Source organism: Mycobacterium sp. UM_CSW, from assembly GCF_000455205.1.
Taxonomy (GTDB): domain Bacteria; phylum Actinomycetota; class Actinomycetes; order Mycobacteriales; family Mycobacteriaceae; genus Mycobacterium.
This window is the reverse complement of record NZ_AUWQ01000079.1, coordinates 16,537-29,011: the sequence shown is the minus strand read 5'-3', so window position 1 is coordinate 29,011 and position 12,475 is coordinate 16,537. Positions and strand designations below refer to the sequence as shown.

General features: G+C 67.8%; 14 protein-coding genes. 8 read left to right on the top strand and 6 right to left on the bottom strand.

Annotation, left to right across the window (positions count from 1 at the left end; translation table 11 throughout):
- Positions 1-40: 40 nt before the first annotated feature.
- The 4 genes from N415_RS23820 to N415_RS23805 all read left to right on the top strand — a co-directional run bounded on the left by N415_RS23820 (position 41) and on the right by N415_RS23805 (position 5,116).
- Positions 41-1,588, top strand: coding sequence for a bifunctional 3-(3-hydroxy-phenyl)propionate/3-hydroxycinnamic acid hydroxylase (locus N415_RS23820; protein ID WP_068187333.1), 1,548 nt, complete (start codon positions 41-43; stop codon positions 1,586-1,588).
- A gap of 46 nt (positions 1,589-1,634) precedes the next feature.
- A complete protein-coding gene (locus N415_RS23815; RefSeq protein ID WP_068187331.1) occupies positions 1,635-2,480 on the top strand; it encodes an alpha/beta fold hydrolase in 846 nt (281 codons plus the stop codon).
- Positions 2,481-2,507: 27 nt separating this feature from the next.
- Positions 2,508-3,521: a VOC family protein gene (locus N415_RS23810; RefSeq protein ID WP_068187328.1), complete on the top strand. Its 1,014-nt coding sequence runs from the start codon at positions 2,508-2,510 to the stop codon at positions 3,519-3,521.
- A gap of 68 nt (positions 3,522-3,589) precedes the next feature.
- Complete coding sequence (locus tag N415_RS23805; protein WP_068187326.1) at positions 3,590-5,116, top strand: bifunctional phosphatase PAP2/diacylglycerol kinase family protein; 1,527 nt, start codon at positions 3,590-3,592, stop codon at positions 5,114-5,116.
- Here N415_RS23805 and N415_RS23800 read toward each other — a convergent pair.
- The 4 genes from N415_RS23800 to N415_RS23795 all read right to left on the bottom strand — a co-directional run bounded on the left by N415_RS23800 (position 5,094) and on the right by N415_RS23795 (position 7,302).
- The gene (locus tag N415_RS23800; protein ID WP_193376499.1) at positions 5,094-5,966 is read right to left on the bottom strand and encodes an alpha/beta hydrolase; all 873 of its coding nucleotides are present in this window, start codon (positions 5,964-5,966) and stop codon (positions 5,094-5,096) included. The genes N415_RS23805 and N415_RS23800 overlap by 23 nt on opposite strands.
- 61 nt (positions 5,967-6,027) lie before the next feature.
- Positions 6,028-6,204, bottom strand: coding sequence for a hypothetical protein (locus N415_RS32325; protein WP_156766622.1), 177 nt, complete (start codon positions 6,202-6,204; stop codon positions 6,028-6,030).
- Positions 6,205-6,232: 28 nt separating this feature from the next.
- The gene (locus N415_RS32320; protein WP_193376498.1) at positions 6,233-6,373 is read right to left on the bottom strand and encodes a hypothetical protein; all 141 of its coding nucleotides are present in this window, start codon (positions 6,371-6,373) and stop codon (positions 6,233-6,235) included.
- Between the two features lie 182 nt (positions 6,374-6,555).
- Positions 6,556-7,302, bottom strand: coding sequence for an alpha/beta fold hydrolase (locus N415_RS23795; protein ID WP_068187324.1), 747 nt, complete (start codon positions 7,300-7,302; stop codon positions 6,556-6,558).
- A 72-nt stretch (positions 7,303-7,374) separates the two neighbouring features.
- Here N415_RS23795 and N415_RS23790 point away from each other — a divergent pair, with 72 nt between their 5' ends.
- From N415_RS23790 to N415_RS23780, 3 genes are all read left to right on the top strand, one after another.
- Complete coding sequence (locus N415_RS23790; protein ID WP_068187321.1) at positions 7,375-7,644, top strand: hypothetical protein; 270 nt, start codon at positions 7,375-7,377, stop codon at positions 7,642-7,644.
- An 8-nt stretch (positions 7,645-7,652) separates the two neighbouring features.
- Complete coding sequence (locus N415_RS23785; protein WP_068187319.1) at positions 7,653-8,036, top strand: integrase; 384 nt, start codon at positions 7,653-7,655, stop codon at positions 8,034-8,036.
- A gap of 288 nt (positions 8,037-8,324) precedes the next feature.
- Entirely contained in the window at positions 8,325-9,881 is a 1,557-nt protein-coding gene (locus tag N415_RS23780) for an LCP family protein (protein ID WP_081665465.1), read from the top strand.
- Positions 9,882-9,899: 18 nt separating this feature from the next.
- Here N415_RS23780 and N415_RS23775 read toward each other — a convergent pair whose 3' ends face one another.
- On the bottom strand, positions 9,900-10,691 hold the full coding sequence (locus tag N415_RS23775) for an SDR family NAD(P)-dependent oxidoreductase (protein WP_068187315.1): 792 nt from the start codon (positions 10,689-10,691) through the stop codon (positions 9,900-9,902).
- A gap of 65 nt (positions 10,692-10,756) precedes the next feature.
- Between N415_RS23775 and N415_RS23770 the strand changes: the two genes are divergently transcribed.
- A complete protein-coding gene (locus N415_RS23770; protein WP_068187312.1) occupies positions 10,757-11,647 on the top strand; it encodes an NAD(P)-dependent oxidoreductase in 891 nt (296 codons plus the stop codon).
- Here N415_RS23770 and N415_RS23765 read toward each other — a convergent pair.
- On the bottom strand, positions 11,630-12,460 hold the full coding sequence (locus N415_RS23765; protein ID WP_068107774.1) for an SDR family oxidoreductase: 831 nt from the start codon (positions 12,458-12,460) through the stop codon (positions 11,630-11,632). The genes N415_RS23770 and N415_RS23765 overlap by 18 nt on opposite strands.
- Between the last annotated feature and the right edge of the window lie 15 nt (positions 12,461-12,475).

Genomic DNA, 12,475 nt, shown 5'->3' with positions numbered 1-12,475 from the left:
ATGGATCGCTACATTAACAAGCCTGGCGAAGGGGCCGGAAATGAAAGACCAAAAAACCTATGACGTGGCGATCGTCGGCTACGGCCCGGTCGGCTGCACCGCGGCCAACCTGTTGGGCCAATTGGGCCTCAACGTCGTCGTCGTGGAACGCGACCCCGACATCTACGCGCGAGCGCGCGCCATCTCGACCGACGAGGAAGTCGTTCGGATCTGGCAGCAGGTCGGGCTGGCCGATCGCCTCAACGCGGACATGCAGCCCGGCCGCGGGGCCAACTTCGTCGACGCCAATGGCGTGCCGTTCGTCAAGCTGCTACCGGTCTCGCGCGGCAACGGCCACCCGCCGCAGCAGTTCATCTACCAGCCGGCGCTGGAAAAGGTGCTCCGCGACGGCGTGGATCGCTTCCCCAACGTGTCAATCCTGCTCAAGCACGAATGCCTGCGGCTGGTCCAGAAGGACGACCACGTCGAGTTGCTGCTCGCCGACCTCGACGCCGACGAGTTCCGCCGGATCCGGGCCTCCTACGTGATCGCCGCCGACGGCGGATCCAGCGCGACGCGCGCGCAGCTGGGTGTCGGTTTCGGCGGCCGCACCTACGGCGAGCGCTGGATCGTCATCGACACCAAGGTGCTCAAGGAATGGCCGGGCCACGACCGGCTTCGGTTCCACTGCAACCCCGAACGGCCCACCGTCGACTGCCCCACCCCGCTGGGACACCACCGCTGGGAGTTCCCGGTGCGCGACGAGGAGGACGAAAAGGACCTCCTGCACGAGGAGGCCATCTGGAACGTGCTGCGGGGCCAGGGGATATCGCCGGAGAACGTGCAGATCCTCGGCTTCGCCTGCTACAGCCACCACGTCCGCTTCGCCGACCGCTGGCGCGTGGGCCGGGTCTTCCTGGCCGGCGACGCCGCCCACGCGATGCCCCCATGGATCGGCCAGGGCATGTGCGCCGGTGTGCGCGACGTGGCGAACCTGTGCTGGAAGCTCGGCGCCGTGCTGAACGGGTCGCTGCCGGAATCCGTGCTCGACACCTACCAGGCCGAGCGGATGCCGCACGTCAAAGAGGTGACCAACCGCGCGGTCAAGACCGGCAAGCTGATCATCCAGCGCAACCGGTTGCGCGCGGCGGCCCGCAATCACATCTTCCGCACCGCCAGCAAGGTGCCGGGCTTCCTCACCTGGCTGCGCAACCACCGCTGGATTCCCGACGCGCACTACCGGGAAGGCCTGCTGGCCCGCAACGGCAACCGGGCCGTCGGCTGGCTGGTCCCCCAGCCGCACGTGCGCGACGAAAAGGGTGACAGCGTGCGCCTCGATGACGTGATCGGCGGCCGCTGGACCGTGCTCCAGACCGGGCGCGCCGCCGAATGGCCGGACTGGCGAGCAGCGGGCGTGCCGGTCTTGCAGGTCACCCCGCCGGGAAGCGTTCCGCGCGCCGACACCATCGTCGACAGCGACGGCACCCTGACCAGCTGGCTACACAAAAAGGGCACTTCCGTGGTGGCCGTGCGGCCCGACGGCTTCGTCTACGCAGGCGCCGCCGAGGGGCAACCCCTGCCGCCACCGCCGGCCGGCTTCAAATCGTAAGGGCTCGACTATGGCAACCGAAAGGACAACCGAAATGGCAACAGAAATGGCAACCGCAACAATCACCGAACGCACCGTCCTCGTCGACGGAAAGGAGATCTTCCTGGCCGAAGCCGGCAGCGGGACCCCAGTGGTCCTGCTGCACGGCGGGGGGCCGGGCGCCTCGGGCGTGTCGAACTACTCCCGCAACATCGAGCCGCTCGCCGAGCACTTCCGGGTCATCGTCCCGGACATGCCCGGCTACGGCCGGTCCGCCAAGGGGGTCGACCGGCGAGACCCGTTCGGGTACCTCGCCGTTCACATCAAGGGCATGCTCGACGCGCTCGGCATCGACCGGGCGCACCTGGTCGGCAACTCCTACGGCGGGGCGTGCGCGCTACGGCTCGCCCTGGACGCCCCCAATCGTGTCGACAAGCTGGTGCTGATGGGTCCCGGCGGCGTGGGAATCAGCCGGGGGCTGCCCAGCCCCGGGCTCCGGAGCCTGCTCTCCTACTACGGCGGCGACGGCCCGAGCCTGGAAAAGCTGCGCACCTTCATCCGCTCGTACCTGGTGTACGACGGCGACAGCGTGCCGGAATCGCTCATCGAATCCCGGTACCGGGCTTCGATCGACCCCGAGGTCGTCGCGAATCCGCCCCTGCAGCGGCCGGCGAATCTGGCCACGCTGTGGCGGATGGACTTCACCCGCGACCGCAGGCTCCAGGGCCTGGCAACGCCGACCCTGGTCGTCTGGGGACGAGACGACAAGGTGAACAAGCCGAGCGGCGCGGCGATGCTGGCCGAGCGGATGCCCAACGCCGACGTGCTGATGACCGCCAACACCGGTCACTGGGTCCAGTGGGAACGGGCCGACCTGTTCAACGCGGCCACCGCCGAATTCCTGAAAAACTAATCACCGCACGAGAATTCAAGGATCAACATGACAACCACAGTTAAGCCCTCGGTGTTCGGCAGTGTGCACCTGGGTTACGTCGTCGTCGAAAGCGACAAGATCGGCGACTGGAAACGGTTCGGCCGCGACGCGATCGGCATGCACCTCGACGACATGGCGCCCGACACCGTCCGATTCCGCCTCGACGACAACGAATGCCGCGCGCTGGTGCGGCGCGGCCCCGCCGAGGACGTCGTCGCGCTCGGCTGGCAACTCGACGACCACGCGACGTTCGAGGAGATCAACCGCCGCGTCGTCGACCACGGCGTGCCGGCAATCGAGGGTACCGACGAAGAGGCGAAGCTGCGCGGCGTCGAGCGTTTCCTGCGGTTCCGTGGCCCGAACGGGCTGGCCCAGGAGATCTACACCACCGCGCGCACCGCGCCGCTGCCCCTGGACATACCGGGCAGCGGATTCCTCACCGGCGCAGGCGGAATGGGCCACGTCGCCCTGACGAGCAAGAAGCCGCAGCTGGTCCGCGGCTACTACAACCACGTGTTCGACGCGCGCCTGTCGGACTACATCGACGAGACGATCAACGGCCTCAAGCTGAAGGTCCGGTTCCTGCGGGTCAACGAACGCCACCACACCGTGGCGATCGCCTCGGCTAAGCAGTTGCCGGTCAACCCGATTCGCACCCGGGTCCAGCACGTCAACGTCCAGGTCGCCACGCTCGACGATATGGTCGCCTCCTATCAGCGGGTCAAGGAGCTGGGCTTCGCCATTCCCATGTCGGTCGGACAGCACACCAACGACAAGGAGCTGTCCTACTACGCGATGACCCCGTCGGGATTCGAATGGGAGGTCGGGTGGAACCCGATCGTCGTCGACGAATCGACCTGGAAGCCCACCACCCACCAAGGGATCAGCATCTGGGGCCACAAGCCGGAAGGGCAAACCGTCATCGACAAGCTCAACCAGTTCGCGGTGGCCGCACGCTCGCTGCGACAGCGCGAAGACACCGTCGCGGCGCTGAGCGAACCCGGGATCGCCGACGACTAGCGGCCGCGGCCATATCGATGACTTTGGACCCTACGCAGCGGGTGTGCAGCCCGAGACGATGACGCGTTATGACCGGGCGGCCGCAGACATCGCGCGGAGTCCGCGAGATCACGCGAGGCCTCGATACGCTGGACGGTGAGATATTCGCGGCCGTCGCAAACACGCGAAATCCCCTGCTGGACAAGGCGATGCCGGCGCTGAGTCGCGCCGCAGACCACTCCAAGCTGTGGATGGTCATCGCGGCGGCCATGGGGATGTCGGGCGATCGGTCGGCTCGGCACGCCGCCGGGCGCGGCGTGGCAAGCCTCGCGGTGACGAGCCTGATCACCAATCAGCTGGCCAAGCGCATCTGGCGGCGGCAGCGCCCTTATCGCGGGCTGGTTCCTCTGGCGCGCCGCCTGCGCAGGTATCCGAAGTCGCATTCCATGCCCTCCGGGCACGCCGCCAGCGCGGCCGCCTTCGCGGTCGGAGCCGGTCTGCAAAGCCCCATGCTCGGGCTGGCCCTGGCGCCACTTGCCGGGCTCGTCGGCTTGTCGCGCGTCGCGACCGGCGCGCACTATCCCAGCGACGTCCTGGCGGGCTTCGGCATCGGCGCGTCGATAGCCGTGATCGGTGGCCACCTCGTCCCCCCGATCGTCGAGCACAACCTCCCGCCCGCCGATCCGCTGTACATCGATGTGTCGCCCCGCCCCGACGGCGCCGGTATGGTGCTGGTCGTCAACCCGGCGTCGGGTAGCGGTACCGGGCGGCGCGTCATCGGCGAGGTCCGCAGCGAACTGCCCAAAGCCGAAATCATCGAATTGACACGCGACGACGACTTGGTGGAGCTGCTTCGCGGGGCGGCCGAGCGAGCCGAAGTGCTTGGAATCGGGGGTGGCGACGGCACGGTGGGGTGCGCCGCGGGAATTGCGGCCGATCTCGGCCGTCCACTCGCGGTGTTCCCGGCCGGCACGTTCAACCATTTCGCCAAGGACATCGGTTGTGATCATGAAGCCAAGACGATTCGGGCGATCCGGCAGGGCAGCACAACCCTCGTCGACCTGGTGTCCTTCAACGACTCCCGCCCGGTCATCAACACCGCGAGCATCGGCGCCTACCCGAGATTCGTGCGGACGCGAGAACGCTACGAACGCAAGGTCGGCAAGCCCCTCGCGGCCGCCTACGCGATGTTTCACAGCCTGCGCCACGAAGCCCCGGTGCGAATCAGCTACGACAACAAGGACATTCAGGCTTCGCTGTTCTTTCTGGGCAACTCGACGTACGTGCCGTCCGGCTTCGCGCCGGCGCAACGCAACCGGATGGACACCGGCCTGATCGACGTGCGGATCCTGGAGGCCGGCCGCCGGTTCGGCAGGCTGCGAATCATGACGGCGGTCCTGCTCGGGCGGCTGCAACGCAGCCGGCTCTATCACGAGCAGCACGTCCCGGAGTTCAGCTTCACCGCCGTCGACGGGCCGACCGCGGTCGCGCTCGACGGGGAATTGGCCGGGTACTTCGAGGACGCCAGGTTTCGCGCGCGCTACCGCGTTCTTCAGGTGTTCAGCCCACCGCCATTGCGTCGCGGTTGCGGTGTCAGCCGCCCACGTGGCGGGTGAGGAAATCGAGGACCGCCTCGGCGAAGATGTCGTTGCGGTCGCCGGCGACCATGTGTCCCGCACCGCGCACATCGGTGAATTCGACCTGGGGGAAGCGCGCGAGGAACTCGTCGGCGCGCTCCTGGCTGACCAGGTCGCTGACCTGACCCCGCACCAACAGCATGGGTACGCCGTTGCGCACGATCGCCTCGACGGCCGTGTGCATGCGGTCGGCGTCGGTGACTTCGAACGGAGGATACGGGGCCGTGCCGCTGATGAATTGCGGGTCCCAATGCCAATACCAACGATCGCCGCGCCGGCGCAGGTTGGTGGTCAGGCCGTCCAGATCGGTGGGCCGGGGACGGTGCGGATTGTATTCGGCGATCGCGTCCGCGACCTCATCGAGCGAGGCGAATCCGGATTCCACGCGCTCGGCCATGAAGTTGTGGATGCGGTTCGCGCCGGATTGCTCCATGTTGGGCACGATGTCGACGAGGACGACGGCGCTGGCGGTGCCCGGCGCGAGTTCCCCCTCCAACAGCATCGTGGTGAACCCGCCCAGCGACGCGCCCACCAGCACCGGCTGCGGCGGCAGGGTGCGCAACACCTCTTGGACGTCGGCGGCGAAGCTGACCACGCGGTAGTCGCCCTCGCTCGACCAATCGGACTCGCCGTGGCCACGCAGGTCGATGGTGACCGCCTGAAATCCGCGCTGGGCGACCGCCGCGGCGGCCTTGGCCCAGGAGCGACGCGTCTGGCCACCGCCGTGCAGGAACACCACGGCACGCGCCTGGGGATCGCCCAGGCGGTCGGCGACGATGCGGACGCCGCCCGGACCCTGGGCCGAGAACGTCTCGGGCGCGGTAGTCACCAGGAGATAGTAAGACCCTCTCGAGATCTCCGGGCGTTTCCGTCGCCCAAGAGTTGCTGAGTCAGCCGGCGCGCCGGCCGCCGGAGGAAGCCCGGTTGACCCCGACGAACTTGGTTATCCGCAGGAAAAGCCGACCGAGACGACTGCCCGCGCGTTGCGAATCCTTGATCCGCCCGAGGGTTTGCTCGCCCTCGGCGGCGTAGTCCTTGACCGTTTCGTCGCCTTCTTCGGCGCGCATGCGTCATCTCCATCCGTGGTCGGGCCTGTCAGGCCGGCACCTGGCGCTCGGGCGGGTCCGCCGGCGTCAGGCGCTCCGGCGGGTCTGCCGGCGTGAGGCGTTCGGGCGGTTCCACCGGCGTCAGCCGCTCGGGCGTCTCGTCCGGGGTACCGGGTTCGGGGTCGTTCATCATCGGTGCGTACCCGCGGGGCGGGCGTACCAAAACGAACGGGAGCCGAAGGATCCGGCTCCCGCGTTGAGTGTGTATTGGGGGCTTTGGCTGTGTAGTGAGGGCTGAGAATCGTCGAAAAGCCCGCCCTCACCTCACACCGAAAGCCCTTCTTTCACACTCGACGCGCCCCGGAAAGTGGCCTAGCCGAGCGTTTCCCAGAAGCGCGTCAGTGCCGCCGCGCCCGCCGCCGGATCCTGCACCATCCACCAGTGCCCGAGCCCGTCGAGCACCTCGGTGCGCGCGCCCGCCCGGTCGGCGGCGCGGCGCCGGTTGTCGGCCGCCCCGATGAAGGGGTCCTCGGTGGCCAGCAGCGAAAGCCCGGGGCGGGCCGCCGCCTTCTCCAGCTCCCGACCGGCTTCGGCCAGCGCGGGCTGGCGCGCCGAGCGGTACAGCGCCAGGATGGCCCGACCCATTTCCGGCCCCTGCTCCGGGGCGATCAAGGTCGCGATATCCAAGGGGATGCCAAAGGCGGCCATCCGCTGCGCGCGGTCCTCGACCGTGCCGCCGAGCAGCGTGTCCACCAGCTCTTCGCCCTCACCTGGCGTCTGCCACGTCTGCGCGAAGTCGTGCCATACATAGTCGGGGTCGAAGAGCCCGACGACGTCGCTGACCCAGCTGCGCACGAGTTCGGGCCGGTGCATCACGGCGTTCATCACGTGGCCGCCGCCCCAGTCGTGCCCGACGAGGTCGATCGGTCCCTCGATGCGCTCGAGCTCGGCCTCCAGCCAGTCGCGGTACGCCAAATAGGTGGCCGGGAAATCGTCGGGCAAGGGCGCCCCGAAACCCGGTGGCGACAGCAGCACCACATCCTGGCGCCCGAGGGCCTCGACGAGCGGGCCCCAGATGGCGGCGGTCTCGGGATTGCCATGCACCAAAACCACGGTCATGGCGCATATCGTGGCACGACACGACCGTCCGGCGGGAGGGCAGGCCGCGGGGAAGATGCTTACACTCCTTGGATGCATTCTGTGCCGACCAGGCACGCAGCGAACAAGGTCCCAGTCGCGGTCGTGCTGCTCGTCGCGCTGGTGATCGGCATCCTCGCGATACCGGTCAAACAAAGGTGCGGTGCACCGGGCCTGTTTTGCGCGACGGCGGTCGACCCGCAGGGCAATATTCACTACTACTACGAGGTCGAACCGGTCGGGGTATTCCTCGCCGAAATCATCGCGGGCTCAAATATTCGCCTCTTTTACAGCTCGGGCGAAGATTTGGTCAAGGCGGGCTAGGGGACCAGATGTGGCGACATGCCGGCATTGCGGCAACGGGAATGCTCGTATCGGCACTGCTGATGTCGAGCGCGCCGGCCGTTGCCGTGGCGCACGTCGCCGTACGCCAAAACGTGTGCGGCACAAGCGCTTTCTGTCCGGCCGATCCTGCCCCCGACGCCGGTGACCAGGCCACGGCCGAGCAGAAGATCAAAGACGGCTATATCCAGAAGCAAATCAATTGCACGCCAAGCCTGCCGCCCAACCCCCAGTCGATCACCTGGGATCCGCCCGGCTTCGCGCCGAACGTCGGCGGCTCCGGTGTCATCCGGGACGTCAATCCGCAACTCGGCGGCCAATATCGCGCCGATTACGTGAACGGCAGATGGCACATCGAATACCCGTATTGCTGAATGGCCTTCGGCGGCCAACATTTGATGCCAGGGGTATTACAAGCCGGGCACGATCTCGGCACGATCGCGGCGGACTATCCCGACGTTGGCGGCGAAAAGCGCTGGTAGGGACCCGATTGACGGCGTGAAATCCGGGTATTCCCGGCGCGTGAGCCTGCTTACACCGGCCCATTTAATTGGAGGGATCACAGCAAGCTAACGCATACTTGACGGCATGCTGCAAGCGACATCACCGCAAACCACGATTGCGGTGGCGGGTGGTGCGCTGGTCACGGGGCGAGGTTTTTGATGGCACAGTCTGGTGGCGCACATCGCCGCCACCGCGCCGTTCGGCAACCGTCGCGCCTTCGCAAGGCGCTGGCGCGCAGCTTGATGACGCTGGTGTCGGTGGCGGCCGTGCTGATGACGGGCACGGGATACTACGTGGCTCACGGCGCGCTGGGCGGCATCACCGTCTCGGATGCCCTGTCGCCGGAGGACCCACGGTCCAGCGGCGACAACATGAACATCTTGCTCATCGGGCTGGACTCGCGCAAAGACCAGGACGGCAACGACCTGCCCTGGTCGATCCTAAAGCATTTGCACGCAGGCGATTCCGACAACGGCGGCTATAACACCAACACCCTCATACTCATCCATGTAGGGGCCGACAACAAAGCCGTCGCCTTTTCCATCCCGCGCGACGACTGGGTGCCGTTCAACGGCGTGCCCGGATACAACCACATCAAAATCAAAGAGGCATACGGGCTTACGAAGCAGTACGTCGCCAACAAGCTCGCCAGCCAGGGCAGCATCACCCAGAAGGAACTCGAGACTCGGGGCCGTGAGGCGGGCCGGGCGGCGACGCTGCGCGCGGTGCGCAGCCTGACCGGCGTCCCGATCGACTACTTCGCCGAGGTCAATTTGGCCGGCTTCTACGACTTGGCGCAAACCCTGGGCGGCGTGGAGGTGTGTCTGAATCACGCTGTCGAGGACTCGTATTCGGGTGCGGACTTCCCGGCGGGCCGGCAGCGACTGGACGCGTCCCAAGCGCTGTCGTTCGTCCGGCAGCGCCACGGCCTGGAAAATGGAGACCTGGATCGCACGCACCGGCAGCAGGCGTTTCTGTCGTCGGTCATGCAGGAACTGCAGGCGTCGGGCACGTTCACCGACATCGACAAGCTCAAGAGCCTGATGGCGGTCGCGCGCAAAGACGTTGTGCTGTCGGGGGGTTGGGACGAGGACCTGATCCAGCGGCTGGGTTCGCTCGCGTCCAGCGGCAACCTCGAATTCCGGACGCTGCCGGTGGTGCGCTACGACAACATCGACGGGCAGGACGTCAACATCATCGACCCGGCGGCGATCAAGGCCGAGGTGGCCGAGGCGATTGGGGCGCCGCCGCCGTCGACCACGGCCGCCACCACCGCCGCCAAACCCAGCCCGTCCACCGTCGTCGACGTAATCAACGCAGGCGCCATGAGCGGGATGGCCAGCGAGGTGTCCCGCGCGCTGAAGAAGCGCGGGTACACCGCGGGCCAAGTGCGCGACCGCAATTCGGGCGAACCGACCGCCACCACCATCGAGTACGGCGCCGGCGCGGAAACCGACGCGCACAACGTGGCGACCCTGCTCGGGCTCGACGCGCCCAAGCAGCCGAACCCTACGATCCAGCCCGGGCACGTCAGGGTGACCGTGGATACCGACTTCTCGATGCCGGCTCAGGACGAGACCGCGATGGACGACACCACCACCACGACGACGACCAGCAAGTCGAACACGTACTACTACAACGGCACGACGACCACGTATCCGACGCCCGATCAAGGAAAGCCGATGGCCGCCGGCGGCGTGCCGTGCGTCAACTAGTCGCGATCAGGCAGCCAATCACGCGTGGGTTCCGCCGTCGATGCGGATCTCGGTGCCGGTGATCCAGGCGCCGTCGTCGGACACCAGCATGGCGATGACACCGGCGATCGCGCTCGGCTCGGCCATGCCCGCGCCGCTGGATTCGACGGTCGTCGGCAGGATCGGCATGAGCCGCGGAAACAGCGACCAGTCCGCGTCTTTGGGGATGTATCCCCCTGTCGCGTCGGTGATTCCGGACTTGATGCTTCCGGGCGCCACGCACGCCGCGCGCAGGCCGTCCTTGGCGTATTCGAGCGCCAGCGAATGGGTGAAGGCCTGGATGCCGCCCTTGCTGGCGGCGTAGGCCGCCATGTAGGGATGGGCGAACGACGCCGACGTGGAGCTGAAATTCACGATGGCGCTGCGCGGATTGCCCAGCAGCGTCGGAAGCGCCTCGCGGACCACCAGAAACGTTCCGGTGAGGTTGATTCCGACGATCCGGTTCCACAGTTCGAGGCTGGTCTCGTGGGTGTGCGCGGCGCGCAGGATGCCGGCCGCGTTGACGAGCGAATCCAGGCCGTCGAGCGTCTGCACGGCCAGGCGGACGCCGTCGATCACCGAGCCCTCGTCGCCGACGTCCATCGGCATGGTGGTGAGCCGTCCGGCGGTTCCGGCCTGCTCCGCGCTGGCCCGGGTGGCGGCCAGGCCGTCCTCCGCGATGTCGGATGCCACCACGGCAGCGCCCTCGTCGAGCAACCGCAGCGCGCTGGCCTGGCCGATCCCGGACGCTGCGCCGGTCACCAGGATCCTCTTGCCCTCGAGTCGCTTCATTGCTTCTCCCGTCGGTTGGCCCGGCCATCATGGTAAAGAGCGGCCGTCACAGGCAGGCTAGATGCATGGACATTGGATTCGTCGGGCTGGGCAACATGGGTCAGGGCATGGCCGCGAACTTGATGAAGGCCGGCCACCGCCTCACTGTGTACAACCGCTCCCCCGAGAAGGCGGAAGCCCTCGCCCGGCAGGGCGCGACCGCGGCGCGCAGCGTCGCCGAAGCCAGCCGCGGCGACGTGGTGTTCACCATGCTGTCCGACGACCGGGCCGTCGAGGCCGTCACGCTCGGTCCCGACGGGATCGTCGCGTCGCTGGCACCGGGCGCCACGCACGTGTCGTCGAGCACGATCAGCGTCGCCCTCTCGGAGCGACTGGCGGCCTCGCACGCCGAGGCCGATCAGCGGTATGCCGCCGCGCCGGTGTTCGGCAGGCCCGAAGCCGCTTCCGCGGCAAAGCTTTTCGTCATCGCGGCGGGCGCCCCGGAGGTGTTGCAACCGTTGTCGGAGCTGTTCGACGCGATCGGGCAGCGGACGTTCGTGGTGTCCGAGCAGCCGCACACCGCCAACCTGGTCAAGCTGAGCGGCAACTTCCTGATCGCGTCGGCGATCGAGAGCATCAGCGAGGCCGTGGCGCTGGTCGCCAAGGCCGGCGTCGACCGCCAGCAGTACGTCGACATCCTCACCTCGACGCTGTTCGCCGCGCCGGCGTATCAGACCTACGGCGGGCTGATCGCGCGGCAGGAGTTCGAGCCGGCCGGGTTCGCGGCCCGGCTCGGTCTCAAGGATGTCCGGCTGGTGCTCGCCGCCGGCGAGGACCTGGAGGTGCCGCTGCCGGTGGCCAGCCTGCTGCGAGACCGCTTCCTCACCCTGGTCGCGACGGGCGGCGGACACCTGGACTGGTCGGCGCTCGCCGCGCTGGCCGCCCGCGACGCGGGCAGCTCAGACCACCCCGCGTAGCCCCTCGGCGCCGAAGGCGGGTTCCAGCATGGCGGAGAAGTCGGGGCCGCGCCGGAGGATGTGGCCGCCGTCGACGTTGATGCACTGCCCGGTGATCCAGCTGGCGGCATCGCTGAGCAAGAACATCACCAGGTTGGCGACGTCCTCGACCTCACCCACCCGTGGCAGTGGCGTGCACTGCCGGTAGTCCGCGCTCAGTTCCGGTGATTCCGTAATGGGCACAACGAGATCCGTGCGGATCAGGCCGGGGCGGACGCTGTTGACCCGCACCCAGGACGGGCCGAGTTCGTCGGCGGCCAGCTGCATCATGTGGTCGACGGCCGACTTGGTGACGCCGTAGGCGCCGAACCACCGATGGGTGTTGCTGGCCGCGATCGATGAGATCCCGACGAAGGAACCGCCGCCGCCGCGCACCAATTCGCGTGCGGCGTGCTTGAGCACGTACATGGTGCCGTTCACGTTGAGATCGACCGTGCGCCGCCACGCCTCCGAGTCGATCTGGGTGATCGGCCCGATGGTCTCCGACCCGCCCGCGCAATGCACCGCCCCGTGTAGCCGGCCATGCCACGCCGTTGCGGCGTCCACCGCGCGGGCGGCCTCCTCCTCGTTGGTGATGTCGGCCGGCTCGTAGCGGATCGCGCCGCTCGCCTTGAGCACTTCGATCTCTTGGACCGCGGCCGCCAGCCGGTCGGCGTTACGCCCGACGATCATGACGGAGGCGCCGGCCGCGACCAGCCCGGCGGCGACCCCCTTGCCGATCCCGCTGCCACCACCGGTCACCAGGTACGTCCGGTTTACGAAAGAAAGCTGCACGCCGCGCCTCTCATG

Excerpts from the sequence above, each read along its gene's own strand:
- N415_RS23820 (WP_068187333.1), top strand. The coding sequence starts at position 41 with ATGAAAGACCAAAAAACCTATGACGTGGCGATCGTCGGCTACGGCCCG.
- N415_RS23815 (WP_068187331.1), top strand. The coding sequence starts at position 1,635 with ATGGCAACCGCAACAATCACCGAACGCACCGTCCTCGTCGACGGAAAG.
- N415_RS23810 (WP_068187328.1), top strand. The coding sequence starts at position 2,508 with ATGACAACCACAGTTAAGCCCTCGGTGTTCGGCAGTGTGCACCTGGGT.
- N415_RS23805 (WP_068187326.1), top strand. The coding sequence starts at position 3,590 with ATGACCGGGCGGCCGCAGACATCGCGCGGAGTCCGCGAGATCACGCGA.
- N415_RS32325 (WP_156766622.1), bottom strand. The coding sequence starts at position 6,204 with ATGCGCGCCGAAGAAGGCGACGAAACGGTCAAGGACTACGCCGCCGAG.
- N415_RS32320 (WP_193376498.1), bottom strand. The coding sequence starts at position 6,373 with ATGAACGACCCCGAACCCGGTACCCCGGACGAGACGCCCGAGCGGCTG.
- N415_RS23795 (WP_068187324.1), bottom strand. The coding sequence starts at position 7,302 with ATGACCGTGGTTTTGGTGCATGGCAATCCCGAGACCGCCGCCATCTGG.
- N415_RS23790 (WP_068187321.1), top strand. The coding sequence starts at position 7,375 with ATGCATTCTGTGCCGACCAGGCACGCAGCGAACAAGGTCCCAGTCGCG.
- N415_RS23785 (WP_068187319.1), top strand. The coding sequence starts at position 7,653 with ATGTGGCGACATGCCGGCATTGCGGCAACGGGAATGCTCGTATCGGCA.
- N415_RS23780 (WP_081665465.1), top strand. The coding sequence starts at position 8,325 with ATGGCACAGTCTGGTGGCGCACATCGCCGCCACCGCGCCGTTCGGCAA.
- N415_RS23775 (WP_068187315.1), bottom strand. The coding sequence starts at position 10,691 with ATGAAGCGACTCGAGGGCAAGAGGATCCTGGTGACCGGCGCAGCGTCC.
- N415_RS23770 (WP_068187312.1), top strand. The coding sequence starts at position 10,757 with ATGGACATTGGATTCGTCGGGCTGGGCAACATGGGTCAGGGCATGGCC.